Raw genomic sequence first — 23,432 nt, 5'->3', positions numbered from 1 at the left:
CAACACAATGTTATTACCGATTACATTATTAGTAATGATGGCGATCGCATCACCTAATTTGTCTGGATGTATACCTTCACCAAACCTTAACAGCAGAATGACAAACAGCACAAATAACTCTGCTACTTATTTTGGAAGCTGGAAATCTTACCAAATTCCTTTTGTACCTGAAGAACCTATTTCTCAGGAGGAAGCAGAAAAGCGTCGGTCGTATTATATTGGGTACTACAACAGTAGTAAACAGTTAGAACGCTTTGAAAAATACTTGGATGCTAAGTTAGAGTGGCAAGATCAATATGTCTACTGGGATAACGGGAAGTTGAAAACCAGGAGCATGAATAAAGCTGATGGTTCACAAATAATTCAAAACTTTGATCGTAGAGGAAATATAATCAAGTAGTCTTTATCAAAGTGCAACTGATTCCTCATCAATACCTTGTGATAAATGTCACAGCCAAATAAAAAATCTTTACTACGAAAGAAGGGGATCGTTACGTACAAGATAATGGCGCTTTGCGCCCGCCGTTAGCGATGGCGCAAAGCGCCTGCCGGAGGCGAGCGCACATTTTTATTTTGCTAATAGAAAAAGTGGCGATCGCTAATTTATTTCTTAATACAAGTGCAATGTGCGATCGCAAGAAGGCGGGGCGTAGCCCATCGCTCTTTGAGCGATCGCTTTGCGCCATCGCCTATACTTGTCTCGAAGTATGAAAAAAAGTGGCGAATGCTACCTAAGCTGTGCAAGGGTGTGCCAAAATTAATACAAGCGATGTTGAAAGAATAGTTAAGCATCATCGCTCGGACAAAAATATTTTGTGGATTAAATAAATGTATAGCAGAGAACACAGAACAGCTAAAAGTTCTTCCAACTCCTCTGACAGACCTGCGGCGAATCAATTCGCGCCGCGTCGCTTTGTCGTTCAGCCGAAAACTGAGGAAGTCTTGCCAGTACAAGACCAAACACCAGATGCACAGGCTAAAGCTGAAGGATTAAAGGAAGTTGGTCATAGTTTCCTCGATGGAGTGAAACTTGCACCTCGTTCAACACCAGCAAAGACACCGAGAATTCAGATGAAACTCTCCATTGGTCAGCCTGGGGACAAGTATGAGCAAGAAGCAGACAAAATGGCGCACGAAGTAGTGCAGCGGATTAGTGCGCCTGAGAGTCAAAGTGTCCAGCGTCAAACTCCGGAAGAGGAAGAACCTGTTCAAGCCAAATCTCTTTCTGAGACTATCCAGCGCCAAACACCAGAAGAGGAAGAACCTGTTCAAGCCAAATCTCTTTCTGAGACTATCCAGCGCCAAACACCAGAAGAGGAAGAACCTGTTCAAGCCAAATCTCTTTCTGAGACTATCCAGCGTCAAACACCAGAAGAGGAAGAACCTGTTCAAGCCAAATCTCTTTCTGAGACTATCCAGCGTCAAACACCAGAAGAGGAAGAACCTGTTCAAGCCAAATCTCTTTCTGAGACTATCCAGCGCCAAACACCAGAAGAGGAAGAACCTGTTCAAGCCAAATCTCTTTCTGAGACTATCCAGCGTCAAACTCCGGAAGAGGAAGAGGTGCAAGCCAAAGCTCTTTCTGAGACTATCCAGCGTCAAACTCCGGAAGAGGAAGAACCTGTTCAAGCCAAATCTCTTTCTGAGACTATCCAGCGTCAAACTCCGGAAGAGGAAGAGGTGCAAGCCAAATCTCTTTCTGAGACTATCCAGCGTCAAACTCCGGAAGAGGAAGAACCTGTTCAAGCCAAATCAATGGTGCAACGTCTTTCTAGTGAGGGTGGCACAGCTGCCACACCAGATATTGAAGAATCCATTCAAGGGGCAAAGGGTAGCGGACAGCCACTGGCAGAAAATGTTCGGGAACCGATGGAAAAAGCTTTTGGGGCTGACTTCAGTGGGGTGAAGATTCACACAGATAGTAAATCTGACCAATTGAATCAATCAATTCAGGCTAGGGCGTTTACAACAGGTCAGGATTTATTCTTTAGAGGTGGAGAATATAATCCTGGAAGTAAGGGAGGACAGGAGTTGATTGCCCATGAGTTGACTCATGTTGTGCAGCAGAGTGGAAACCAATTATTGCAAAGTTCTTCGCTCTCCCAAGTTCTATCCTCTCCCGACAAATCCACAGTCCAATGTGCAGGTAAGCCGGGAGAGTTTAAAGATCAGAGTTTCTTGGATAGCCATTATCAAAAGCATGTGACAACGCAGAATGATGCTGGAGATTCATATGCAGACAGTGCTACATATGAGCAAGCGGCTATAAATATCGTGAATGGTGGTTATGATGAAACAGGTACAAAGGGTAGTAAGACCTATTATTGGAAGAATGCAACTGGACAGTTTGTAGTCACGGATGGAACGAATATATTGTCCATGTTCGTACCATCAAAAGGGAAACCGTATTTTGACAATCAAATCAAGTGAAAAAGTCAAACAGATGAAAAATTAGGGAGATGACAGCCGTGTATTTATGCCCAGTATGTGGATATGACCAACTGCAAGAACCTCCATATGGAGAGGATGGGACAGCATCATATGAGATATGTCCCTCCTGTGGAGTAGAGTTTGGTCATGATGATGATGAGTGTTCCATAGAGGAACTGCGGCAAAATTGGTTGCAACAAGGAGCCAAATGGTGGAGTCAGTCTACACCGTCACCGCAAGACTGGGAGCCGCATGAGCAATTAAAAAAAGCGGGAATATTAGAGACATAATCAATCACGGAAAAACTCCAAGAAGCAATCATTCATATACATAGATGGAATCAGCGATTGGGAAAGTAACATTTTGGGGAAGTCGATTGTGGTGACTGGTGTACTTCGTCGCCGGAAACTCGCCCCAGATCCTGAGGTTGGCCCAAATGGCGAACAGAGTCATGGCATCAAAGGGGATAGTTATGTTTTAGATAATTCTACATGGACAGTCGATAAATAGTCTGCATCCCGATACTTTGCGGTTTTGCATTTCCCGTAGAGGCAATTTATGAATTGCCTCTACAATCTATGTAGGATGCGGCAATAACAGTGATCGCCTTTGATACACTACGCGATGGCGCAAAGCGCCATCGCGGGAGCGGGTGCCGTTGCCCATCGCCTATACTTGGCTGGAAGTATGAAAAGACTATCCAGCGCCAGACACCGGAAGAGGAAGAACCTGTTCAAGCTAAATCAATGGTGCAGCGAGTTTCTAGTGAGGGCGGCACAGCTGCCACGCCAGATGTAGAAGAATCTATTCAACAGGCAAAGGGTAGCGGACAGCCACTAGCGGAAAATGTTAGGGAACCGATGGAAAAAGCTTTTGGGGCTGACTTCAGTGGGGTGAAGATTCACACAGATAGTAAATCTGATCAGTTAAATCAATCAATTCAGGCACGGGCGTTTACCACAGGTCAGGATTTGTTCTTTAGAAGTGGAGAATATAATCCTGGAAGTAAGGGAGGACAGGAGTTGATTGCCCATGAGTTGACTCATGTTGTGCAGCAGACAGGTGGTGTACAACTTAATCGGGAAACGAAAGTCATGGATGAATCTAAACGACAACCCACAAATTAGCAGGTGCAATCGAAAGTCTTTCAACTCTGGCCAGCCAACTCTACACGACATCTCAAAGATCAAGCTCAAAATCGAGGGATTAGAGAGGCAGAAGTGGACGCGGCATATCAACACGGCGAAGTGTATGTTGATCCAGACTATGGTGGCACTGTACGTTGGGATAGTAGTACAGAAGTGGCAGTATGCATCAAGCCAGATGGTACTGTTACCACTTGTTATCAACGGACAGGACCAAAGTCTAGGTGGAAGAAAAAAACTAAGCTGGAAGATCAAGATGTCAGTGTCAGTCCAGAGAGAAGAGGAATTTTATGATTAAGTTTGCGAACTGCTTTTCTGAGTATGCCCCGTTGCAGATCGAGATATTGATACAAGAAAAAAACAGCGAAGGTTGGCGACCCTATAAAATGGCTTTGGTTCTCGATGAAAAAGGGAATAAGTTAGTGGAATTCGAGCATACGCTGAGTGTAGAATGCATAGAGCGATGGCAATCTGGGTTATCCGATATAGCAAGCCAGAAAATAGAAGAATTCAATTTTGAACCTCTAGAGCCAGCATTCAGCGTTAATATATCTCGCTTGGATTCTGAAAGAGTAGAAATGCTGTGGATAGTAGACATCAGTTATGTACAAGGAGGACCGGCAACTGAAACCGGTGTTGGCTTCAAGATTTACGTCGAAACTGATGAAGTCAAGAAAACAGTTGTGGAACTGATGAAACTGTAAAGCTGGTTGTGCGATGGCGCGGAGTGCTCCTTTATGAGGCGATCGCACATTTTTATTTTGCCGACAAACAAGTGGCGATCGCTAACTTGTTTTCTAAATGAGGAAGACAGTTTTTTATGAAGAAAGCTTGCTGTATATTAATGGTGTTCTTAGTTTTTCCTGTGTTATTATCTTGTGTCAAACAAGTAAAAGGGGAACAAAGAGTAAATAATGAGTCGTATAGAAAAATTTCGGAGCAGTCTTCAGAGATTGCTAAAGAGCAAGCACTTGCAATCGCAGAGAAAGACGCATCAGCAGTATATAGAGATATAAGCCTTTATAAGGTAAAGACTGAATTAAAACAGAATAATTGGTACATTGATTACGATCTGATAAATCAAGAATTACAAGGAGGCGGACCTCACTATATAATTTCAGGCTCAACTGGTGAAATTATTTCAAAACGTTATGAGCAATAAAAAAAGCCATTGTTATGATCACTTGTAATAAGTTAGTAGGCAGATCAGACAGATACACAAAAAAAGATGTAGTATGCAGTCAAAGCGCAATATGTTGCGGAAATTTTTCTTTTTCGGTATTACCTCAACGCTCATCTTAACAGCGTGTACACTTACACAATTTCCATCAGCAAACCCAGATAAAGCCAGGGCTGAAAACATGGGTGAGATGAAAACGAGCAAAGGGAAAAAGGATACGGCAGAAGATTTAATGTATGAAGCAAAGATCAACGAACGCGTCACCATTAATGGTAGTGCAAGAAATGCTATGCTCGGCGCGATTGTTAAGACAAGCGACAACACACCCATATACATAGATGGAATCAGCGAATGGGAAAGTAAGATTTTGGGGAAGTCGATTGTGGTGACTGGTGTACTTCGTCTCCGGAAACTCGCCCCAAATCCTGAGGTTGGCCCAAATGGCGAACAGAGTCATGGCATCAAAGGGGATAGTTATATTTTAGAGAATTCTACATGGACAGTCGATAAATAGTCTGCATTCCAATACTTTGCGGTTTTTGATTTCCCGTAGAGGCAATTTATGAATTGCCTCTACAATCTGTGTAGGATGCGGCAATAACAGTGATTGCTTTCTATACACTACGCGATGGTGCGGAGCGCCCGCTCTCCAGCGATGGGCTACGCCCCGCCTTCTTGCGATCGCACCAGTTGATCATACATTTAATCGATTGCAAACCAAAATACTGGTTTATATGTACTCGGTGAACTACTTAATTTGCAAAATGCCCATCCGCACCTTATTCATGCGATCGCAATTTTTAATTTCCAGCAGAGCCTGATGAAAACTCTACGAAAGTTTTTCTTTTTCGGTATGCAACACACAATTCTACTCTGGATTGATTTGATTGTGGTGGTAGCATCTGTCGGGTGCAATTTAAATCGGGCAGATTCTTCTGGAAATAAGATGGTAGATGCCACAGTACAAGAAGGATGGACAATCACAGTTACCGGTGAGGTGATGCGTCTACACAAGACAAATGTAGACAAGAGTGGCAGACATCCCAAATACATGGTGCAAATCCAGATGAAAGTGGAGAGTGTCGATGATGCTGGTGCTGGAATAGAATTGGAATCTCCGATTTTACTTCAAGGTAGAGAAACTGAAGTTGTTAACTATCTTAAACGGCTACCGACAGTGGGAGAACGTCTTGTAGTTCAGAGTTATGGTTTGGAAAAACGACCACGGCTATTGCCTATCAATGGTGCTAAATTTGCTAGTCTAAAATAGATGGAAGCATTGCAAAACTTCACTAAGCTAAAATTCGAGCCTTAACTTTTGTTGGTACAGATGTAAAAGCCGCTGTAGTGCTGGATGGTAGAACATGCAAGCGCTCAAGGGCCTGTAAACTGTTGAAAACTGCTTCTCGAATCACTGCTTCCTCTTCCCGACACAGTAGGAGTCGCAAGCATTCGATAACATCTTGCTGCACTGAAACATCAACTTGCTTCCGGGTGATGAATTTAGTTAGTTGACGCACGGCAAGTAAACGCTTTAAGGGATCTGTTTCTGTTAAATTGACTAACAACTGATCGATGTGGTCTTCCTCTTGGCTGCCGTAAAGGCTGAAGATTTGCCACACCAACAAGACTAGAGTTAACAGCATCCCGACACCTTGGACAATCACACCAACGGCAATCCAAGGGCTGTTGGAGTCAACCCAGATTGTAGCTGCCATGTAAGTACTGAGAGTGGCAATACCGCCACTACCGACTGCTAAGGCTAACCGACGGTTGGAACCAGTTAAAAACCTGCGAATGTCGAACAAGCGTTTTTGCCAGTCCCACTTCTGCATTGAGTAAGCTAATACCATCACCCCAATGCCAATTCCTAGAGCCAGCAGCAGTTTCCAGTTCCATAACAGCATAGCAACGACGATTGTCAGGAACCCAAGAACGCCCCCAGGTTCAGAGAAACGCTTTAAATTTCGCTGTTTTGGGCGAACTGTCTTAATCTCTGGAAGCGACCAGTTGGGGAGCTGGTTGATCAATTGCCGCCAAGAAGACGAAGCCTGTGCCACAGTGTTTACCTACTTAATTACAATTCGACTGTCTAAAATATATAATTTTTGCCTAAGAACAGGAAAGAATAGGCAACCAAAAGGCTTGCTAGCTAAAGTCTAGGGTGAAGGCAGAAATTTCACACTTCCAACTTCCAACCTCGTTCCTTTCCCGTAACTAGGGGTGTGATTCATCAGTCTACTCTACCAGAGTACCTGGGCTGGGCAGATGCAGAGCGCTTTTGTGGTTGAGTTTTGAGGATTTTGAGCTAAAAACCAAAACGAAGGTTATCAAGGGTGAATTGACCATTAAAGGCCCAGAAGGTAATGCTTTTGATGTTCTCTGCCGCTACAGATAATAAAGCATTGGGGGGCAACTTTGAGTCAAAATTAGCTTTCACTAGCGGCTGGTAGTGCTGATTGGGTAAGCAGTTGGCGATCGCTTTCCAGCGATTGCCTACGGATCTGACGGTGGTAGGAGGTTTTGGAGTTATTGGTTCGCCGATAATTAATAAACAAGGATGATTTGTTTCCACTTAATTAGTAACCGTGACCGATTTATGCAAGTGTTACACATCCAAATTAATGACACGAGTGCAAAAAAATACTTATGTTTCAGCCACTGGGATTTGAGCAACGCTCCATAAATACCTCTTTAGGTAGAATTACATACTATACTGCTTCTGGCTCACCTTGGGAGGATAATATCACCGCCAAAACCGAACGAGAAACTTTGGTATTTTTGCACGGGTTTGGTGGTGGGTCTTCGGCTTATGAATGGTCGAAAGTCTATCCTGCTTTTGCCGCCGAATATCGGGTGATTGCACCAGATTTGATCGGTTGGGGTAGATCTGAACATCCGGCACGAAATTATCAGATTGAAGATTATTTGACGACAATTCGGGAGTTTATTGAGCAGACTTGTACAGCGCCAGTGACGGTGATTGCATCTTCCCTGACAGCAGCGTTGACAATTCGGTTGGCTCTTACTCATCCCAATTTATTCAAGTCTTTAATTCTCACCACTCCCGCTGGACTTTCTGACTTTGGTGAAGACTACTCCCGCAGCTTTTTTGCCCAGTTAATCAGCGTTCCCATTGTTGACCGCTTGTTGTATAGCACTGGAGTTGCTACCGAGGGGGGTATTCGCAGCTTCTTGGAGCAACGGCAATTTGCTCAATCTAATCGAGTATACCAGGAAATTGTTGAGGCTTATCTACAATCTGCCCAGCAGCCAAATGCTGAGTATGCGGCGCTATCCTTTGTACGTGGTGACTTGTGCTTTGATTTGTCCCAATACATTCAACAGTTGACAACTCCCACTGCTATGATTTGGGGACAAAAATCCCAATTTACAGGTCCTGAAGTTGGTCATCGCCTTGCCAAATTAAATCCCCAAGCAATCAGATTTTTTCAACAGTTGGAAGATGTGGGGTTAACGCCACAGTTGGAATTACCAGCAGTGACAATTGGCTTAATTCGTCTATTTTTACCCTTACTTAATGAGTAAGTTATCATAATCAAAAATATCCCCCATCGGGCAGGCAATGGGGGAATAGAAGCTCAAAAAAAGATAATATTATTTGTTTTTCTCTCTGACATCGATAACAGTGGCGTTAAAGCTGTAATTGAAGCCTTCTAATTCAAAAGGCATACCAATTTTTACTTTACTGTTACCAAGAACTAATCCATTGTCTGTTTTTCGGGCTTTACCGTCTAAAGTCAAAAGTAAATCTGTACTAAAATTGTTTGTTTTGGGATCTGGCAATTCTTTAACAGTCCCATCAGGTTGGGTAACATTTATTGTTCTTGGTAGCTGTTTAATAGATTTAATTTCAATCTGCCCGTGGGGTTGATTGCGGATAATTACATTAGTTTTCCCGCCTTTTGTTAATCCGTTTTTGAATAACTGCTCAGGGTCACGCACATTCAAACCACGAACTACTAAATCTACTTCAATAGGTACTTTTTCCTCACCGATTTGGGCAACTGAACCGGAAGTTCCCGGAAAGAGAAAAATGCCAAATATAACTAGCAGAATTACTAGGGCAGCACCTAAATCGAGAAAGTTAATTTTGCCAAACAAGCGACCTTTGGAATCTAAAATAGCCATAACAAATTTTCCCAGATATGAGCGGAGTAATTGATTGTAGCAGCAATGTTTTTCAGGGAAACGGCAATTTTACCTGTTTGGGCACAACTCGAAGCGGCTGGGCGTTGCAGTTATGCGCCAGTTTATCATGACTGCGGAAGTTCCGAGCGCTGGCAACCAAACCTCTGAGTTGTGGCTGTGGGAAAAAAGCCAGTTGGGTTGAATTGAAAAATGCCCCATCGCGCCAAATGCATAAGTATTTTCACTAATGAATGCTTTAGTCCCATAGGGAGGATCTCCCATCTTCGGTCTTAAGTTTAGAATGCAACATAGAAAGCTCTAAATCCGTCCCTTAACTTAATGTTCTCTCACAATTATCGAACAACCGGATCATGAACAATTGGAAAAGCTATTTGACAAATTACCGTTTGTGGCGTCGTCGCTGGTTTTATCCATTAATTTCGGCAGTCGTCGCCCTGAGTCTGTGCCTGAGTACACCCCTTCAGGCAAGGGCTATAGACATCTGGCAGATTATACGCAAGGGAGCAGAGATAGCTCCACAAGTATCGCAGATAATTCAACTGTCTAATTTATCGATGAGCGATGAAGTTGGAATTGGCAAACAGATGAATCAGGAATTGCTTGGCGACGGTGTGCGAATTAACCGCAATACCGAGATAAATCGCTATGTTGAGCAAATTGGGCGGCGTTTAGTAGCTAATAGCAGTCGCCCCAATCTCCCCTATACCTTCCAGGTAGTTGATGATGATGCTGTTAACGCTTTTGCCACTCTGGGAGGCTTTGTTTATGTCAACACGGGTTTGATGAAGACCGCAGACAATGAAGCAGAACTAGCTAGTGTACTCGCCCATGAAATGGGTCATATTGAGGGAAAACACTTAATAGAACAGATACGGCAAAAATCCATCGCTAGTGGTGTAGCCACAGTAACAGGTTTAAATCGGAATCAAGTAGTAGGTATTGGTGTAGACCTAGCGCTCAACCGTCCCCGCAGTCGTCAAGATGAATTTGATGCTGATAAAAGAGGTTTAACCGCTTTGACACGCTCTGGTTATGCCCAATCTGGAATGGTTTCGTTTATGACAAAGCTGCTCAGTAAGGGTTCTGGCCCCTCATTTTTGAGTACCCACCCTGCAACTGGCGATCGCATTAAAGCCCTCAAAAATCAGATTAAAGCCAAGCCTAGCAATGGGGGTTATGGGTTGGATAATACTGCTTATCAAGCTAACGTCCGCAGATTTGTGCAGTAAAAATATCCATTGTCTTCCCATCTGCCAATTATCGAGAGAGATTATGCTCGCTGCTTGTGGCGGCGATTAATCTTAACTTGGGTGGGATCAATGTCGATGACTGCTTCATCTTTGGGCAGAGTGCGGATGCGATCGCTAAAAACGTTAGCTTGATAAACCAGGTTATTTGTGGCATCAAATCCAGTCAACCAGCCACTCCGGGGATGATAAGCACCAGTATCGATGTCTAGCCACCCCTGTCCTTGCGCCAGTTTACCAGCAGTAACACCAGGTAGGGTAAAGGTAATGGTATGACCAACGATAATCAGCTTATCTGCGAAGTAGGGTTGTTCAATGCTGTGAAATTCATCGCGGATCCAGCAGAGTTGATCGGTGGTTTGTTCTGACACAGGTTTAGCAGGATCAACACCTGCATGAGCTAACCAAATATCCCCCAAGTCCAGATATGTGGGCAAAGTCTTAAACCAATCGAGATGTTCTTGGGGAATCGTGGCTGCTTGGTAACTCGCCAAGGTTGCTTGCCCGCCACTGTACAGCCATGCTTGCATAATTGAAGAAAAGTTCTCTGTATTCGTCAAAATGCTTAATAACATCTGCTCATGATTGCCTAGCAAACAAGAGTAGTTACTTTCCTTTACAAACTCTACTACCTGTGAACTTTGAGGTCCGCGATCTATTAAGTCTCCTAGAAAATAGACTTGATCGTCTGATGTCGGGGCGATCGCCTCCAACAATGCCATTAAACCTTTGTAGTGACCATGTACATCCCCAATGACAATTCTACGGTAACTATTTTCGCTCATCGGCTCTTAGCTTAAATAATTTAGCTGAACACTTCTGCTACAGTCTAATCTTTCTAGTTTCCGAAAAGAAAGGTAAAAAAATATTGATAATTTTAATTTTAATCGTAAAAATCAGGTTAATTTGCAAAAACATAAATTAACCTGCCGTTGCCTCTGGGGATAATGGACTGAGACTTTTTCTGCCTCCCAGGTAAATATACAAATTTCTACCGGGATAGCTTAAAATTTAGACAATTCCTGTATAACCGACTTTAAAGCTGACAATGTCTGATATATTTTCTGCTGAAATTAGCTCACGCATCTGCAAGCATATGAATGAAGATCACGCTGATGCCATAATTCTTTATAGCCAGGCTTTTGGTGGTGTAACAAATGCCACAGCAGCACAGATGCTGTCAATTGATGCTGAGGGGATGAATTTAACAGCACAAGTGAATGAAGAATCGATACCAGTCCGCATTCAGTTTGATCATGTTTTAGCAGATGCAGAAGATGCTCATCAAACCCTAATTGCTATGGTGAAGCAAGGGCGAGTGAAGGCAAAGTAGAAATCGCGTCAATGAAACTCCAATGTTTTTGTGTATTCATACTGCCAAAGGCTAGTAATGAATAATTAGTTGTGCCAATTATTCATTACTAAACGTAGCTTCATATCCATGCCTAAAATTCGGTTTGTTGATTTTTCTTCCGGACTTGGGGGAATTAGATTAGCCATTGAACAGGCGGCTAATTCCCTAAATATAGAGACTGAATGTGTTTTAAGTAGCGAAATAAATCCAGACGCTCAATTATTTTCTAAAAATAACTTTGCTCACAAGCCTTTAGGCGATATTCGACTAATAGATAAACTATCAGAACCTGAAATTTTATTAGCTGGGTTTCCTTGTCAGTCTTTCTCTCATGCTGGTAAAAAATCAGGTTTCGGAGATACGCGAGACCCAATATTTCCTCTAAATTCGCTTCTATTTCCTTAAAATCCTTAAACCACAAACCCCAAAACTATATTTAAAGCTGTGTGAATGGGTTCCCAGTATTCTTCCTCAAGAAGACCTGTTAAACCTAAAATACGACTATTATCAACAGAACGAATTTGACCAACATCAATAAAACGATCTTGGTCTAATCCATTAATTGATGTTGCTTTCACATTCACAACATAGGGGGCTTGTTTGCTTCCCGGTCGAAATGGCATGACAATTGTCAGCAATCCGTACTGATTCATAATGTCATTTTGCACAATCAAACAACTACGGGTTTTGTAAGCTTCAGCCCCCACTGTTGGATCAAGGTTAACCCAACGGATTTCTCCCCGTCGGTAAGTTAAATTACTCCCTGGCATTAATGCCATCTCCAACAACATGATCCCAAGCAGCAATTTCAGCCTGATATTCTGGATCTTCAGCATCCTGCTTGAGGGCTGCAATCATTTCTGCTTCCAAAGTTTGGCGGCGACGTTCTGCCAGCAGTGCATTGATGTATGCACTGCGGTTACCTTGTGCGTATTTATCTACAAATCGGAGGTTGGCTTCTTCTAAGGTAATTGTGGCTTTAATCATTTGTATTACCTTACGGAGTTACTAATTAGTATGACTATTTAATCATACTATAATTTGCCAAGTTTATAAAAATGTTGGCTGAAAACCCCGAAATGACTTCATAAAAACCTAAAGAGTTTTTATGAAGTCATTTCTTTTAAGTCGGGGATGAAAGCCTTTTGGGGGATTTATTCCCCAGTGACAAGTGACTTATTGGGTTATAATGTTTTTAACAGGAAAGGTAATAAACCTGTATAAAAACCCAACTGCCTAACGGCAATCTGTACCTTGACAACTGAATCTATGCGGTTCTACTGCATTGTTCTAGTTTCCTCCTAGCAGTAGGTAAAAGATTCATAGGAACTAGACGACTCAGAATTTTGAAACGAGAAAGTTTCAAACCAAACAGGACTTGCAGCAATGCAACTACCGGAGGGCATCCGGAAAGTTAACGCTTGAGAGCCAGTGCGTTGGGCGGCTCTGCCGACTTGAAGCACCTGGCGTGGAGAGTCCCACCTCTGGGCTAGATAACGCAAGGAATCTAGTTTAAGTGGTCTCGTTGAACCAAGAATCCCCGTGCATTTATGCCGGGGAGTGTCAACCTCCTGTTCAATCTACCGCCTGCAACAGCCAAAAACCGGTGTAAGTCATCCCCGAATCATCAGGCTGCACCAACAAAAAATGCAATCCCCGACTTTGCTGTTTCCGCTGTTCATAAACCTTAGCGGCATCTGTCACTTCTGAATCGTCAAACGTCGCCACAATCCACCTATCTTGCAAACCCGCTTCTAAAATTAAGCCATCAGGCGCACCAGACATATAATTTAACGCCACAGGATCAGCTTCCTGTAACCAACGCGCTAAACGCATCGATTGCCGTCCCCCATAAATTATCACACCAGGAACGGAAACCGTTGACGCCAAACCGAGATTAATCGGTTTAAGAAATTCTGGTACTTGTAAAATGGGAATCGGGCGTTCTGTGAAAATATCTGCAATATCACCTGCTGGGAGTTTAGCAAAGCGCCACTCTTCCCCCCAAAGATTTTCTGGTAATGGTGCTGGGGGTGGTTTTTCCACAGCTAAGGGAAATTGCTTTTGTTGCAACCACTGTTTTAATGCCAAAGTCCGGCGGTTAGGTTCGACATTAATACCTAAAGTGCGTCCAGCGGCGGCAATTAAATTCAAAGACTGGGGACGAAACACCTGAATTACATCTGGCAATTTTTTATTAGCTGCTAGCTGAAGTTGTGTAGCAACCCAAGTCGAATTTGCTTGTGATTGGGGACAGGTAGCTGCAAATTCAAAGCTGCGAGTCTGATCACAAATCGACAACTCCCATAATACTTGTTCTGTGGCATCCTTTTGCGGACGCTTGTAAAAATCAGCTTGCCAAATTGTCATGAGTTAAAACAGATGAACAAATACATCAAAAAAATTAGCAAATCTAGCTCATATCTCGCGGTGAAATTCTGACTGAATGCCTAAAGTAACGGCATGATGGCGGATATGGTCTTCAATAAAACTAGAGATAAAATAATAACTGTGGTCGTAGCCCGCTTGGTAACGCAAGTTGAGAAGCTGATTAACTGTTGCACAAGCTTGCTCAAACACCTCTGGTAATAATTGCTCAGTTAGAAATTTATCGGCAGTTCCTTGATCAATGAGAATGGAACTATGATATCTCACTTGCTTGATTAATTCACTAGCATCATAAGCCAGCCAAGTTTCTTGATTGCTTCCTAGATAACGGCTGAAGGCTTTTTGCCCCCAAGGACAGCGCATGGGTGCAGTGATAGGTGCAAAGGCGGAAACTGATTTATATAGCTGCGGGTTTCTCAATGCACAGACTAACGCCCCATGTCCTCCCATTGAATGACCAAAAATGCCTTGTTTATCAGGTTGAGTGGGGAAATGTGCGTTGATTAAGGCGGGTAATTCTTGGACGACATAGCTATACATTTGATAATGCGATCGCCATTTTGCCGTTGTAGCATCAACATAAAAGCCCGCACCCGTACCGAAATCCCACTCGTCATCCTCACCTACAATACCTGTATTCCGGGGGCTAGTATCCGGTGTAACCAACATTAAACCATACTCTGCCGCGTAGCGTTGCGCCCCCGCTTTGACCATAAAATTCTCTTCTGTACAAGTTAACCCGGAGAGGAAATAAAGAACCGGCACAGGTTTTTGTGTTGCTTGCGGTGGTTGATAAACAGCAAAGCACATTTCACCGTTGCAGGTTGAGGAGGGATGAGAGTAAAAGCCAACTTGGCCACCAAAGGATTTATATTCTGAGATGAGGTTAAGATTAGTCATGAATGATTAGTTATTAGTTAAATGTAAGATGTGTTATGGCAATCCTATTTGATTTGTGGTTCTTCTATTTTTGCTAATGTTAATAAATAACTGAACGAACCGCAGAGGCACAGAGGACACAGAGAAATGAGAGTTTGAGAGATATTTTGCGTAAGTCCTATTGAAATAAAATTATCCTAACCGTTAATCAAGTTTTTGCTTGGTTAAAAATGGGCCGTTAGCGCCAAGGTGCGTTAGCCGCAGCGTAACGCACCACTAACTAAAACGTTACCACGCTGCGAATTGACTCGCCTTTGTGCATCAAATCCAAAGCATCATTAATTTGCTCAATTGGCATGACATGAGTAATTAAATCGTCAATATTTATCTTCCCATCCATATACCAATCAACAATTTTCGGTACGTCTGTACGCCCTCTCGCGCCACCAAATGCTGAACCTTTCCAAACGCGCCCAGTTACCAGTTGAAAAGGACGAGTACTGATTTCCTGTCCAGCACCAGCAACACCGATAATTACACTCACGCCCCAACCTTTATGGCAGCATTCTAAAGCTTGACGCATCACATTGACATTACCTATACATTCAAAGCTGTAATCAGCGCCGCCCTTCGTTAAATTAACCAAATAGGCAACTAAATCACCCTCAACTTCCTGGGGATTAATGAAGTGTGTCATGCCAAACTTTTCTGCCAAGGTGCGTCTGTTGGGATTAATATCCACCCCAACAATCATATTTGCCCCCACCATCCGCGCCCCTTGGATGACATTTAAGCCGATACCACCCAAACCGAAAACTACAACATTTGCTCCCGGTTCCACCTTGGCTGTATTAATGACTGCACCAATACCCGTTGTTACGCCACAGCCAATGTAACAAACCTTATCAAAGGGGGCATCTTCGCGAATCTTTGCCACGGCGATTTCTGGCAGCACCGTATAGTTAGAGAAGGTAGATGTGCCCATATAGTGATGAATCATTTCCCCACCGATGCTAAAGCGACTAGTGCCATTAGGCATCACACCCCGTCCTTGGGTGAGGCGAATCGCTTGACAGAGATTGGTTTTCATGCTTAGACAATATTCACACTGGCGGCATTCTGGGGTATAAAGAGGAATTACATGATCCCCTGGTTTGACACTGGTGACACCAGCGCCCACTTCCACCACCACACCAGCGCCTTCATGTCCCAAAATTGCCGGGAACAAACCTTCAGGATCGGCACCAGAAAGGGTGTAAGCATCGGTATGACAAACCCCACTGGCTTTAATCTCAACCAATACTTCCCCAGCAAGTGGCCCAGATAGTTGAACGGTTTCGATAGTTAACGGCTTCCCGGCACTGTAAGCAATTGCTGCTTTAACTTCCACGCGTCAGCCCTCCTGAATAAATATAGGTTTCGTGAATCAGCTGATAACGAGTGTATATCGGGGAGTGGTTTGTGTTTCAGTCTCTTTTTGCAACCGATTCTTCAAGGTGATTCCCTGATCGCTTTCACTGTATGATCGACTTTCGCACGATTTTGTGAGATTCGCTTTGCAGGAAAACCGCTATAAGCTAATAGTATTGCTTTGTTAAAATTGTATTCTCTAGTTAGATTGGTTTAAGCTGCGGTGACTGTTTTGGCAACGATGTTAACTTTCTGCTAGCAGCAAAACCCTAATATTCGTTCACATCTCGATTAATTTATTTTGTCAAAGCCTATGAAACCTGCCCTTACCCAATTTGGCGCTCAAATGTCTAACCTGACTGGCGTTAGAGCAATTATGAAGGACATTAACGAAACCCTAAAAGCTGGTGCAGGGCAGGAATTAAGTAATTTGAGTGCTGGAAACCCGTTGATTTTACCGGAGGTAGAACAGTTGTGGCGGGATTGCACGGCGGAACTTTTAGCTAGTTCAGAATATGGTGAAGTCGTTTGTCGTTACGGTTCAAGTCAGGGCTATGCACCATTAATTGATGCGGTTGTCAATGATTTTAATCAACGCTATGGGTTAAATTTAACCGATGCCTTCGGCGGCGGTTTAACCGAACGCAATATTCTGATCACCCCCGGCAGTCAAACCCTCTACTTCTATGCTGCCAATAGCTTTGGCGGTTACACCAAAAGTGGCGAACTTAAGCAAATTGTTTTGCCTTTGAGTCCTGACTACACTGGTTATGGCGGTGTTTGCTTGGTTCCTGAAGCCTTAGTTGCCTACAAACCAACTTTGGATATAGATGCATCTGCCCACAGATTTAAATATCGCCCCGATTTTAGCCAACTATCAATTACAGAAAAAACAGGTTGCGTGATTTTCTCTCGTCCCTGTAACCCTACAGGTAACGTTCTCTCAGATGATGAAGTGAGAAAAATTGCTGCCCTGGCTGCGCCTTACGATGTGCCAGTGTTGGTTGACTCAGCTTATGCTCCTCCCTTCCCAGCGTTGAATTTTACGGATATGTCGCTGATTTTTGGGGAAAATATCCTTCATTGTACGAGCTTATCGAAGGCAGGGCTACCAGGTGAAAGAATTGGCATTGCGATTGGTGATGAAAAGCTAATTCAAGTCCTGGAATCCTTCCAAACCAACATTGGTATCCATTCTTCACGTTATGGGCAAGCGATCGCCGCTAGGGCAATTAACTCTGGTGCTTTAGCAGACATTGCTGAAAAAGTCATCCGTCCCTTTTACCAAAATAAATTTGCTGTGCTGGAAGGTACTTTAGATGCCGCTATGCCCAAAAATTTACCTTGGTTTCTCCATCGCGGTGAAGGTGCAATTTTTGCTTGGTTATGGTTGCAAGATTTACCAATTACTGATTGGGAATTTTACCAGGAACTCAAGAAAGTTGGTGTCATTGTTGTGCCTGGTAGTACTTTCTTCCCCGGTTTAAAGGAAGAGTGGCAACACAAGCACCAGTGTCTACGCATCAGCTTAACAGGTAGTGATACAGAGATTGTGACTGGTATGCAACGTTTAGCAAAAGTGGCTGAACAGGTTTATCAAAGTTCTGCTGTGAGTGCATAAGAGGAATGAACCACGAAGACGCGAAGAACGCGAAGAAGAAGAAAAAAAAGGCAGTGGTAGGGGAAAAGGTCAAAATTCCCCCATCCGCAATCCCCAGTACTGATGATTGGTTAGCAATTGGGAAGATTGTGGCACCTCAAGGATTAGCTGGGGAGGTGCGGGTTTATCCTGAGTCCGATTTCCCCGAACGCTTTGAGGAACCTGGAACCCGCTGGTTATTGCGTCCCGGCCAGACGCAACCGCAACCGATAGAGTTGTTGTCAGGACGTTACATTGAAGGGAAAAATTTGTATGTTCTGCAATTAGCTGGTGTGGAGAACTGCAACCAAGCAGAAGCGTTGCGTGGATGTAAGTTAATGGTTCCGGCAAGCGATCGCCCCGAATTAGGCGAAGATGAATATCATGTGATCGATTTGATCGGCTTGGAAGTCTTTATGCAAACATCTGGGGAACTTGTGGGGGTGGTAGCGGATATCATCCCCGCTGGTAATGATTTGTTAGAAGTGAAGTTAGATCCGTCCTATGCCAGTGATAGCAAAGAAAAAACCGTTTTGATTCCCTTTGTCATGGCGATCGCACCTGTGGTAGATTTACAAAATCGTCGCATTGAAATTACACCACCACCAGGGTTACTAGAAATCAACAATTAGTTTAGAAATCCCCAGCGCTAATATCTAGGCAGCGTTGGAATTCTTCCCTTAATGTTTTATTGTTTAGACATCTCCGGTAAATAACGTAGAGCCAAAAATCCCTACCCATAAAACGGCTCTACAAGGATTCTAGAAAATGCACATTTAAATTTAGTTGATGTCTAATCATCGTTCATGTCATCAACGAAAACATCATCCGGTTCTTGGCTCAATAGTTCGGCTATTTCTGGAACTATTAAAACATACATATTATCTATCCAATACTCTAGTTGTCGCTCTATCAACTCTAAATTAACTTCATCAGGATAATTCCAAATCTCCTTTTCTCTGAGCCATTTTACCACCTCTTCCCATTCTCTAGCAAAAACAGCATATCCCGCTGCGTTAAATACAGGCATACGGTCTTTGGGAACATATTCTCTTTTTTGGGTCTTTTCCCACGCTTCAGGATCGTCAGCTTCCCACACATTAGTTCGACGAGCATCAATTACAGAGTCAATAGCGCAAGTACAAGATGAAGTGACTGTAAATAAATCGTTTTGATGAGAATAAGCCAGCAAGACACCATCACAGCTAGTTACATAGAGACCTTCTGCTGTAAAGGATTTTACGGTACGCATATCTACTCCTCTAGCAAATGTCTCAAAATATTTGGAGATATCACTGGTAATTTGCCTTGGTACTGTGATATCAGGATACTTCCTCTCAAAGATAGGAAGATAACGTAACATCATAAAGTAGGCAAGTTCTAGTTGCAAATCTGTAGGTAGACCATAAAGAATACGAAAGCAATTTTGGAGGCAAGTACCTCCATAAGGGTCATCGATACCTGCGATAATATCATCAAGCAATTTTTGTCTTCTTTGCATGGTTGGCTAATTAATAAAAATCGGCTTTTCATGACCTGCTATGCCAAATATTAGCTTATTTAACCGCGAAAAATTTATGTATAACGGTATAACCCAAAATTCTCAATAAATTTGTAGGGAAACAGCAATGCTCATTGGTGTCAACTTAACGTTAAAACCTGGTAACGGCGGTATAACAACATTTACCCAATTACCAATTAATCCAGAAGAACCCCACCCCGGTTTTGCTGGCGCAAAACCTCCCCTCCCCTCATGAGGGGAGGGGATTGAGGGGAGAGGTCAAACGGCTGTGGGAAAACGGTTTGAGCTTAAGTTGACACCAATGAGCAATGCTGTCTCCCTACGAAAATCTGCAATTAAACCGCAAACATCTGTTTCAAGAAAGCGATTATTTCCCCCCAAGCCGCAGTGGTAGCAGCAGCATCATAACGATATCCATCATCTCGCATAAAAGTATGTTCTGCTTCATAAGAAAAAACTTTGTGAGGTATTTTCCCATTCTCTAAAGTGTTAATTATCATCAGACGGTCATTTTCGGGAATATGTGGGTCTTGAGTACCAAAAACTAACAGCATCTCTCCCTTAATTTCTCCTATTCTGTGAATAGTATCCGCTACTCCCTTACCCAATTTACCGCTAGGAATCCCAGTAGGGTAACAGCAAACCGAGGCTTTAATTTCATTTTCAAAAGCTGCCCTAAAAGCTAAATGTCCACCAATACAAAAACCCAAAGTTCCGATTTTATCAGCAATAACTGAATTATCACTTTTCAAAAAATCAATCACCGCTCGACAATCAGCATCATATTCAGATATAAGCGTGCGTCGTGCATCATCATTACCTCGCATTCTGCCAAGATCATCAGGTTCAATCACAGAACCCACAGGTTCAATCCGGTGAAAAATTTCTGGTGCAGCCACAACATAACCAAATCCGGCTAAGTAGTTAGCTAGACGCAGTATTGCCCCACCTAACTGATAAATATCGCTGTAAAAAACAATGCCTGGATATTTTCCGGCTGCTTTAGGAGATGCGACATAAACACGCATTAAACTATCATCGACTCTCAATTCAATATTGCGTTTAACGATTTGCATTTTTTATCTTTTGCTAATGTGTTAACTTCTTTTTCCAAAGATTTAGTAATAATCAGCAAATTTTACTAAAAAAATAGCAATTATCTATCATTCGTGGAGAACAAGATCCCCGACTTCTCTAAGAGGATGTTTTAAAAGTCCTTGGTGATGTATCAAAAATATTGAGATCCCCCTAAATCCCCCTTAAAAAGGGGGACTTTGACTCCAATTCCTCCCTTAAAAAGGGGGACTTTGACTCCAATTCCTCCCTTAAAAAGGGGGACTTTGACTCCAATTCCCCCCTTAAAAAGGGGGGCTAGGGGGGATCTCGATACGACTTGATACTTTACAAACATCCTCTAAGAAGTCGGGGATCTGAAGAGAAAAATATTTAACTTCCTACAAGGAAAATTTATCACAGGTAAGATGACGCTAGAGACATGGACTGACATACTGAACCCATTGGTGCAGATACTTTTTAATGGAGTTGGATATGACTTTAGCTAGTACAACCCAATCAAAGCCTTTAACAGATCAAGAATTACATAAGATCAACGCTTACTGGCGTGCAGCTAACTATCTTTCAGTTGGGCAAATATATCTATTAGACAATCCACTGCTGCGAGAACCGCTAAAGCTAGAACACGTCAAACCCCGACTCTTGGGACACTGGGGAACAACTCCAGGGCTAAACTTTATTTATGCTCACCTCAACCGGGTGATCAAAAAGTATGACCTGAATACAATCTACATTGCTGGGCCTGGTCATGGAGGCCCCGGACTCGTCGCCAATACCTATCTAGAAGGCACTTACAGCGAATACTACCCCAATATTTCCCAAGATGCCGAGGGGATGAAGAATCTCTTCAAACAGTTCTCTTTCCCTGGTGGTATTCCTAGTCATGTTGCACCAGAAACCCCTGGTTCTATTCACGAAGGGGGAGAACTCGGTTATGCTCTGGTTCATGCCTACGGTGCTGCTTTTGACAATCCTGATTTGATTGTTGCTGCTGTTGTTGGTGATGGTGAAGCGGAAACTGGCGCTTTAGCTACTAGCTGGCATTCTAACAAGTTTCTCAACCCTGTTCATGATGGCGCAGTTTTACCCATTTTGCATTTGAATGGGTATAAGATTGCTAACCCAACCTTACTGGCAAGATTGCCTCATGATGAGTTAGAGAGTTTATTTATCGGCTATGGTTATAAGCCGTATTTTGTGGAGGGATCTGATCCCGCAGATGTACACCAGCAAATGGCGGCGACTTTAGACACAATAATTGTAGAGATTCAAGGTATCCAGCGGGAAGCACGGGTGCATGGTTTTAGTGGGCGTCCCCAGTGGCCGATGATTGTTTTGAGGACGCCCAAAGGTTGGACAGGGCCGAAGGAAGTTGATGGGAAGAAAACCGAAGGTTATTGGCGATCGCATCAAGTCCCCTTTGGGAATATATCTGGACAACCAGAACACCTGAAACTTCTAGAAGATTGGCTGAAGAGTTACAAACCAGAAGAACTCTTCGACAGCAATGGTAGACTGGTTTCTGAACTCGCAGAATTAGCACCAATTGGCGATCGCCGCATGGGTGACAATCCCCACGCCAACGGCGGCATTTTGCTGCGTGACCTAAAAATCCCCGAATTCTCAGAATATGCCGTAGATGTTCCCCAACCAGGAAAGGTAATTTCTGAAGCCACCAAAGTCACCGGCAAATTCTTGCGGGACATCATGCAACTTAACCAAGAAAGCCGCAACTTCCGCCTTTTTGGCCCAGACGAAACCGCATCGAATCGCCTAGATCCCGTATTAGAAGTCACAGACCGTACTTGGGTTGCCCAGATCCTCCCAGAAGACGAACACCTATCCCCCAACGGTCGGGTGATGGAAATTCTCAGTGAAACCAATTGCCAAGGATGGTTAGAAGGCTACCTACTTACGGGTCGTCATGGTTTATTCTCCTGCTACGAGGCATTTATCCACATAGTAGACTCGATGTTCAACCAGCACGCCAAATGGTTGAAAACTACCCGTGAAATTCCCTGGCGTCGATCTATTGCTTCCCTTAACTACCTACTCACCTCCCACGTTTGGCGGCAAGATCACAACGGCTTCTCCCACCAAGACCCCGGTTTTATCGATCATGTAGTTAACAAAAAAGCCGAGATTATTCGCGTCTATCTCCCCCCCGATGCCAACACCTTGCTATCAGTAACAGACCATTGCCTAAGAAGCCGCAACTATGTCAACGTCATTGTTGCTGGGAAGCAGCCAGCATTACAATACCTGGATATGGACGCAGCGATTAAACATTGCACCAAAGGCTTAGGTATTTGGGAATGGGCCAGCAACGACAGAGACAGCGAACCAGATGTAGTCATGGCCTGCGCTGGGGATATTCCCACCTTAGAAACCTTAGCCGCTGTCGATATTTTGCGCCAAAATTTCCCAGATTTAAAAGTGCGGGTAGTGAACGTCGTAGATTTAATGACACTACAGCCAAAAAGCGAACATCCTCACGGTTTAAGCAGCAAAGACTTCGATACAATTTTCACCACCGACAAACCGATTATCTTTGCTTTTCACGGTTATCCTTGGCTCATTCATCGCCTCACTTATCGTCACACCAATCACAATAATCTACACGTGCGCGGCTACAAAGAAGAGGGAACCACCACCACCCCCTTTGATATGGTCGTCCTTAACGATCTCGATCGCTTCCACCTGGTGATCGATGTAATTGACCGCGTGCCGAAATTAGGTTATAAAGCGGCTTATGTCAAACAGCAGTTGCAAGATAAACTAATCGAACACAAGCACTACATCGAAAAATACGGCGAAGACATGCCAGAAATCCGCGACTGGAAGTGGCCTTACTAAAAATACGGGTTTTTGCTTCTGGCTAAAGACAAAACCTTAAAAGATGCCAAGTAAATGAGCTTTAGGCGTCTGGTGACTGTCACGATCATCTCAGTCAGGCCAAAATTAACCCATCTAAGTGCAGCATTAAAGGTA

At 43.4% G+C, this 23,432-nt stretch carries 30 protein-coding genes; 19 read left to right on the top strand and 11 right to left on the bottom strand.

Annotated features, from left to right (window positions below):
- The first annotated feature begins 7 nt into the window (after nucleotides 1-7).
- The 11 genes from CYLST_RS16145 (at nucleotide 8) to CYLST_RS16105 (ending at nucleotide 6,025) form a co-directional block, all read left to right on the top strand.
- Complete coding sequence (locus CYLST_RS16145; protein WP_015208794.1) at nucleotides 8-400, top strand: DUF6156 family protein; 393 nt, start codon at nucleotides 8-10, stop codon at nucleotides 398-400.
- 173 nt (nucleotides 401-573) lie between these two features.
- Entirely contained in the window at nucleotides 574-711 is a 138-nt protein-coding gene (locus tag CYLST_RS34585) for a hypothetical protein (RefSeq protein ID WP_157162594.1), read from the top strand.
- A gap of 117 nt (nucleotides 712-828) precedes the next feature.
- Nucleotides 829-2,430, top strand: coding sequence for an eCIS core domain-containing protein (locus CYLST_RS32320; RefSeq protein ID WP_015208793.1), 1,602 nt, complete (start codon nucleotides 829-831; stop codon nucleotides 2,428-2,430).
- 29 nt (nucleotides 2,431-2,459) lie between these two features.
- Nucleotides 2,460-2,720 carry a hypothetical protein gene (locus CYLST_RS16135; RefSeq protein ID WP_015208792.1) on the top strand — a complete coding sequence of 87 codons (261 nt, stop codon included), beginning with the start codon at nucleotides 2,460-2,462 and terminating at the stop codon, nucleotides 2,718-2,720.
- 73 nt (nucleotides 2,721-2,793) lie between these two features.
- On the top strand, nucleotides 2,794-2,940 hold the full coding sequence (locus CYLST_RS34580; RefSeq protein WP_157162593.1) for a hypothetical protein: 147 nt from the start codon (nucleotides 2,794-2,796) through the stop codon (nucleotides 2,938-2,940).
- 89 nt (nucleotides 2,941-3,029) lie between these two features.
- The gene (locus tag CYLST_RS16130) at nucleotides 3,030-3,557 is read left to right on the top strand and encodes an eCIS core domain-containing protein (RefSeq protein ID WP_015208791.1); all 528 of its coding nucleotides are present in this window, start codon (nucleotides 3,030-3,032) and stop codon (nucleotides 3,555-3,557) included.
- 3 nt (nucleotides 3,558-3,560) lie between these two features.
- Nucleotides 3,561-3,869, top strand: coding sequence for a hypothetical protein (locus CYLST_RS16125; RefSeq protein ID WP_015208790.1), 309 nt, complete (start codon nucleotides 3,561-3,563; stop codon nucleotides 3,867-3,869).
- Complete coding sequence (locus CYLST_RS16120) at nucleotides 3,866-4,279, top strand: hypothetical protein (RefSeq protein WP_015208789.1); 414 nt, start codon at nucleotides 3,866-3,868, stop codon at nucleotides 4,277-4,279. The genes CYLST_RS16125 and CYLST_RS16120 overlap by 4 nt, the downstream gene beginning before the upstream one ends.
- 116 nt (nucleotides 4,280-4,395) lie before the next feature.
- On the top strand, nucleotides 4,396-4,737 hold the full coding sequence (locus CYLST_RS16115) for a hypothetical protein (RefSeq protein WP_015208788.1): 342 nt from the start codon (nucleotides 4,396-4,398) through the stop codon (nucleotides 4,735-4,737).
- Nucleotides 4,738-4,810: 73 nt separating this feature from the next.
- Entirely contained in the window at nucleotides 4,811-5,269 is a 459-nt protein-coding gene (locus CYLST_RS16110) for a hypothetical protein (RefSeq protein WP_041233132.1), read from the top strand.
- Nucleotides 5,270-5,575: 306 nt separating this feature from the next.
- The gene (locus CYLST_RS16105) at nucleotides 5,576-6,025 is read left to right on the top strand and encodes a hypothetical protein (protein WP_015208786.1); all 450 of its coding nucleotides are present in this window, start codon (nucleotides 5,576-5,578) and stop codon (nucleotides 6,023-6,025) included.
- Between the two features lie 22 nt (nucleotides 6,026-6,047).
- Here the strand turns inward: CYLST_RS16105 and CYLST_RS16100 are convergent, their stop codons facing one another.
- Nucleotides 6,048-6,815 carry a hypothetical protein gene (locus CYLST_RS16100; protein WP_015208785.1) on the bottom strand — a complete coding sequence of 256 codons (768 nt, stop codon included), beginning with the start codon at nucleotides 6,813-6,815 and terminating at the stop codon, nucleotides 6,048-6,050.
- A gap of 248 nt (nucleotides 6,816-7,063) precedes the next feature.
- Nucleotides 7,064-7,330: a hypothetical protein gene (locus CYLST_RS16095; protein WP_051056125.1), complete on the bottom strand. Its 267-nt coding sequence runs from the start codon at nucleotides 7,328-7,330 to the stop codon at nucleotides 7,064-7,066.
- A 74-nt stretch (nucleotides 7,331-7,404) separates the two neighbouring features.
- Between CYLST_RS16095 and CYLST_RS16090 the strand changes: the two genes are divergently transcribed.
- The gene (locus CYLST_RS16090) at nucleotides 7,405-8,304 is read left to right on the top strand and encodes an alpha/beta fold hydrolase (protein WP_015208784.1); all 900 of its coding nucleotides are present in this window, start codon (nucleotides 7,405-7,407) and stop codon (nucleotides 8,302-8,304) included.
- 69 nt (nucleotides 8,305-8,373) lie between these two features.
- On the opposite strand, the gene CYLST_RS16085 is transcribed toward CYLST_RS16090, so the two are convergent.
- The gene (locus tag CYLST_RS16085; protein WP_015208783.1) at nucleotides 8,374-8,907 is read right to left on the bottom strand and encodes a DUF4330 domain-containing protein; all 534 of its coding nucleotides are present in this window, start codon (nucleotides 8,905-8,907) and stop codon (nucleotides 8,374-8,376) included.
- Between the two features lie 371 nt (nucleotides 8,908-9,278).
- Between CYLST_RS16085 and CYLST_RS16080 the strand changes: the two genes are divergently transcribed.
- The gene (locus tag CYLST_RS16080; protein WP_015208782.1) at nucleotides 9,279-10,157 is read left to right on the top strand and encodes a M48 family metallopeptidase; all 879 of its coding nucleotides are present in this window, start codon (nucleotides 9,279-9,281) and stop codon (nucleotides 10,155-10,157) included.
- A gap of 41 nt (nucleotides 10,158-10,198) precedes the next feature.
- On the opposite strand, the gene CYLST_RS16075 is transcribed toward CYLST_RS16080, so the two are convergent.
- Entirely contained in the window at nucleotides 10,199-10,960 is a 762-nt protein-coding gene (locus tag CYLST_RS16075) for a metallophosphoesterase family protein (protein WP_015208781.1), read from the bottom strand.
- A gap of 263 nt (nucleotides 10,961-11,223) precedes the next feature.
- Between CYLST_RS16075 and CYLST_RS16070 the strand changes: the two genes are divergently transcribed.
- Both CYLST_RS16070 and CYLST_RS16065 read left to right on the top strand, forming a co-directional pair.
- Nucleotides 11,224-11,508 (top strand): DUF2470 domain-containing protein, encoded by a 285-nt coding sequence (locus CYLST_RS16070; RefSeq protein WP_015208780.1) that lies wholly within the window; start codon nucleotides 11,224-11,226, stop codon nucleotides 11,506-11,508.
- Between the two features lie 108 nt (nucleotides 11,509-11,616).
- A complete protein-coding gene (locus CYLST_RS16065; RefSeq protein WP_015208779.1) occupies nucleotides 11,617-11,934 on the top strand; it encodes a DNA cytosine methyltransferase in 318 nt (105 codons plus the stop codon).
- A 5-nt stretch (nucleotides 11,935-11,939) separates the two neighbouring features.
- Here the strand turns inward: CYLST_RS16065 and CYLST_RS16060 are convergent, their stop codons facing one another.
- From CYLST_RS16060 to CYLST_RS16040, 5 genes are all read right to left on the bottom strand, one after another.
- Nucleotides 11,940-12,299: a type II toxin-antitoxin system PemK/MazF family toxin gene (locus tag CYLST_RS16060; protein WP_015208778.1), complete on the bottom strand. Its 360-nt coding sequence runs from the start codon at nucleotides 12,297-12,299 to the stop codon at nucleotides 11,940-11,942.
- On the bottom strand, nucleotides 12,286-12,516 hold the full coding sequence (mazE, locus tag CYLST_RS16055; protein WP_015208777.1) for a type II toxin-antitoxin system MazE family antitoxin: 231 nt from the start codon (nucleotides 12,514-12,516) through the stop codon (nucleotides 12,286-12,288). The genes CYLST_RS16060 and mazE overlap by 14 nt, the downstream gene beginning before the upstream one ends.
- Nucleotides 12,517-13,104: 588 nt before the next feature.
- On the bottom strand, nucleotides 13,105-13,899 hold the full coding sequence (locus CYLST_RS16050; RefSeq protein ID WP_015208776.1) for a Tab2/Atab2 family RNA-binding protein: 795 nt from the start codon (nucleotides 13,897-13,899) through the stop codon (nucleotides 13,105-13,107).
- Between the two features lie 48 nt (nucleotides 13,900-13,947).
- Nucleotides 13,948-14,817: an S-formylglutathione hydrolase gene (gene fghA / locus CYLST_RS16045; RefSeq protein WP_015208775.1), complete on the bottom strand. Its 870-nt coding sequence runs from the start codon at nucleotides 14,815-14,817 to the stop codon at nucleotides 13,948-13,950.
- Between the two features lie 259 nt (nucleotides 14,818-15,076).
- Nucleotides 15,077-16,186 carry an S-(hydroxymethyl)glutathione dehydrogenase/class III alcohol dehydrogenase gene (locus CYLST_RS16040; protein ID WP_015208774.1) on the bottom strand — a complete coding sequence of 370 codons (1,110 nt, stop codon included), beginning with the start codon at nucleotides 16,184-16,186 and terminating at the stop codon, nucleotides 15,077-15,079.
- Nucleotides 16,187-16,519: 333 nt separating this feature from the next.
- On the opposite strand from CYLST_RS16040, the gene CYLST_RS16035 reads away from it, so the two are divergent.
- Together CYLST_RS16035 and rimM are read left to right on the top strand one after the other, a co-directional pair.
- Nucleotides 16,520-17,827: a valine--pyruvate transaminase gene (locus CYLST_RS16035; RefSeq protein ID WP_015208773.1), complete on the top strand. Its 1,308-nt coding sequence runs from the start codon at nucleotides 16,520-16,522 to the stop codon at nucleotides 17,825-17,827.
- Nucleotides 17,828-17,832: 5 nt separating this feature from the next.
- Nucleotides 17,833-18,477 (top strand): ribosome maturation factor RimM, encoded by a 645-nt coding sequence (gene rimM / locus CYLST_RS16030; protein WP_015208772.1) that lies wholly within the window; start codon nucleotides 17,833-17,835, stop codon nucleotides 18,475-18,477.
- 161 nt (nucleotides 18,478-18,638) lie between these two features.
- Here the strand turns inward: rimM and CYLST_RS16025 are convergent, their stop codons facing one another.
- A complete protein-coding gene (locus CYLST_RS16025; protein ID WP_015208771.1) occupies nucleotides 18,639-19,346 on the bottom strand; it encodes a hypothetical protein in 708 nt (235 codons plus the stop codon).
- 127 nt (nucleotides 19,347-19,473) lie between these two features.
- Here CYLST_RS16025 and CYLST_RS36370 point away from each other — a divergent pair, with 127 nt between their 5' ends.
- Nucleotides 19,474-19,602 carry a hypothetical protein gene (locus CYLST_RS36370; protein WP_015208770.1) on the top strand — a complete coding sequence of 43 codons (129 nt, stop codon included), beginning with the start codon at nucleotides 19,474-19,476 and terminating at the stop codon, nucleotides 19,600-19,602.
- 100 nt (nucleotides 19,603-19,702) lie between these two features.
- On the opposite strand, the gene CYLST_RS16020 is transcribed toward CYLST_RS36370, so the two are convergent.
- Complete coding sequence (locus tag CYLST_RS16020) at nucleotides 19,703-20,443, bottom strand: dienelactone hydrolase family protein (protein ID WP_015208769.1); 741 nt, start codon at nucleotides 20,441-20,443, stop codon at nucleotides 19,703-19,705.
- 472 nt (nucleotides 20,444-20,915) lie between these two features.
- On the opposite strand from CYLST_RS16020, the gene CYLST_RS16010 reads away from it, so the two are divergent.
- Entirely contained in the window at nucleotides 20,916-23,297 is a 2,382-nt protein-coding gene (locus CYLST_RS16010; RefSeq protein ID WP_015208768.1) for a phosphoketolase family protein, read from the top strand.
- Nucleotides 23,298-23,432: the final 135 nt, after the last annotated feature.

Source organism: Cylindrospermum stagnale PCC 7417 (genome assembly GCF_000317535.1).
Taxonomy (GTDB): domain Bacteria; phylum Cyanobacteriota; class Cyanobacteriia; order Cyanobacteriales; family Nostocaceae; genus Cylindrospermum; species Cylindrospermum stagnale.
Note: the sequence above shows the minus strand (reverse complement) of the source record. Positions and strands in the feature narration are given on the sequence as shown.

Coding starts and splice junctions, on each gene's coding strand:
- mazE (WP_015208777.1), bottom strand. CDS start 12,516: ATGATTAAAGCCACAATTACCTTAGAAGAAGCCAACCTCCGATTTGTA.
- CYLST_RS32320 (WP_015208793.1), top strand. CDS start 829: ATGTATAGCAGAGAACACAGAACAGCTAAAAGTTCTTCCAACTCCTCT.
- CYLST_RS16065 (WP_015208779.1), top strand. CDS start 11,617: ATGCCTAAAATTCGGTTTGTTGATTTTTCTTCCGGACTTGGGGGAATT.
- CYLST_RS16075 (WP_015208781.1), bottom strand. CDS start 10,960: ATGAGCGAAAATAGTTACCGTAGAATTGTCATTGGGGATGTACATGGT.
- CYLST_RS16025 (WP_015208771.1), bottom strand. CDS start 19,346: ATGCAAAGAAGACAAAAATTGCTTGATGATATTATCGCAGGTATCGAT.
- CYLST_RS16085 (WP_015208783.1), bottom strand. CDS start 8,907: ATGGCTATTTTAGATTCCAAAGGTCGCTTGTTTGGCAAAATTAACTTT.
- CYLST_RS16135 (WP_015208792.1), top strand. CDS start 2,460: ATGACAGCCGTGTATTTATGCCCAGTATGTGGATATGACCAACTGCAA.
- CYLST_RS16050 (WP_015208776.1), bottom strand. CDS start 13,899: ATGACAATTTGGCAAGCTGATTTTTACAAGCGTCCGCAAAAGGATGCC.
- CYLST_RS16020 (WP_015208769.1), bottom strand. CDS start 20,443: ATGCAAATCGTTAAACGCAATATTGAATTGAGAGTCGATGATAGTTTA.
- fghA (WP_015208775.1), bottom strand. CDS start 14,817: ATGACTAATCTTAACCTCATCTCAGAATATAAATCCTTTGGTGGCCAA.
- CYLST_RS16105 (WP_015208786.1), top strand. CDS start 5,576: ATGAAAACTCTACGAAAGTTTTTCTTTTTCGGTATGCAACACACAATT.
- CYLST_RS16090 (WP_015208784.1), top strand. CDS start 7,405: ATGTTTCAGCCACTGGGATTTGAGCAACGCTCCATAAATACCTCTTTA.
- CYLST_RS16115 (WP_015208788.1), top strand. CDS start 4,396: ATGAAGAAAGCTTGCTGTATATTAATGGTGTTCTTAGTTTTTCCTGTG.
- CYLST_RS16145 (WP_015208794.1), top strand. CDS start 8: ATGTTATTACCGATTACATTATTAGTAATGATGGCGATCGCATCACCT.
- CYLST_RS16060 (WP_015208778.1), bottom strand. CDS start 12,299: ATGCCAGGGAGTAATTTAACTTACCGACGGGGAGAAATCCGTTGGGTT.
- CYLST_RS16010 (WP_015208768.1), top strand. CDS start 20,916: ATGACTTTAGCTAGTACAACCCAATCAAAGCCTTTAACAGATCAAGAA.
- CYLST_RS16080 (WP_015208782.1), top strand. CDS start 9,279: ATGAACAATTGGAAAAGCTATTTGACAAATTACCGTTTGTGGCGTCGT.
- CYLST_RS16110 (WP_041233132.1), top strand. CDS start 4,811: ATGCAGTCAAAGCGCAATATGTTGCGGAAATTTTTCTTTTTCGGTATT.
- CYLST_RS16120 (WP_015208789.1), top strand. CDS start 3,866: ATGATTAAGTTTGCGAACTGCTTTTCTGAGTATGCCCCGTTGCAGATC.
- CYLST_RS16070 (WP_015208780.1), top strand. CDS start 11,224: ATGTCTGATATATTTTCTGCTGAAATTAGCTCACGCATCTGCAAGCAT.
- CYLST_RS16035 (WP_015208773.1), top strand. CDS start 16,520: ATGAAACCTGCCCTTACCCAATTTGGCGCTCAAATGTCTAACCTGACT.
- CYLST_RS36370 (WP_015208770.1), top strand. CDS start 19,474: ATGCTCATTGGTGTCAACTTAACGTTAAAACCTGGTAACGGCGGTATA.
- rimM (WP_015208772.1), top strand. CDS start 17,833: ATGAACCACGAAGACGCGAAGAACGCGAAGAAGAAGAAAAAAAAGGCA.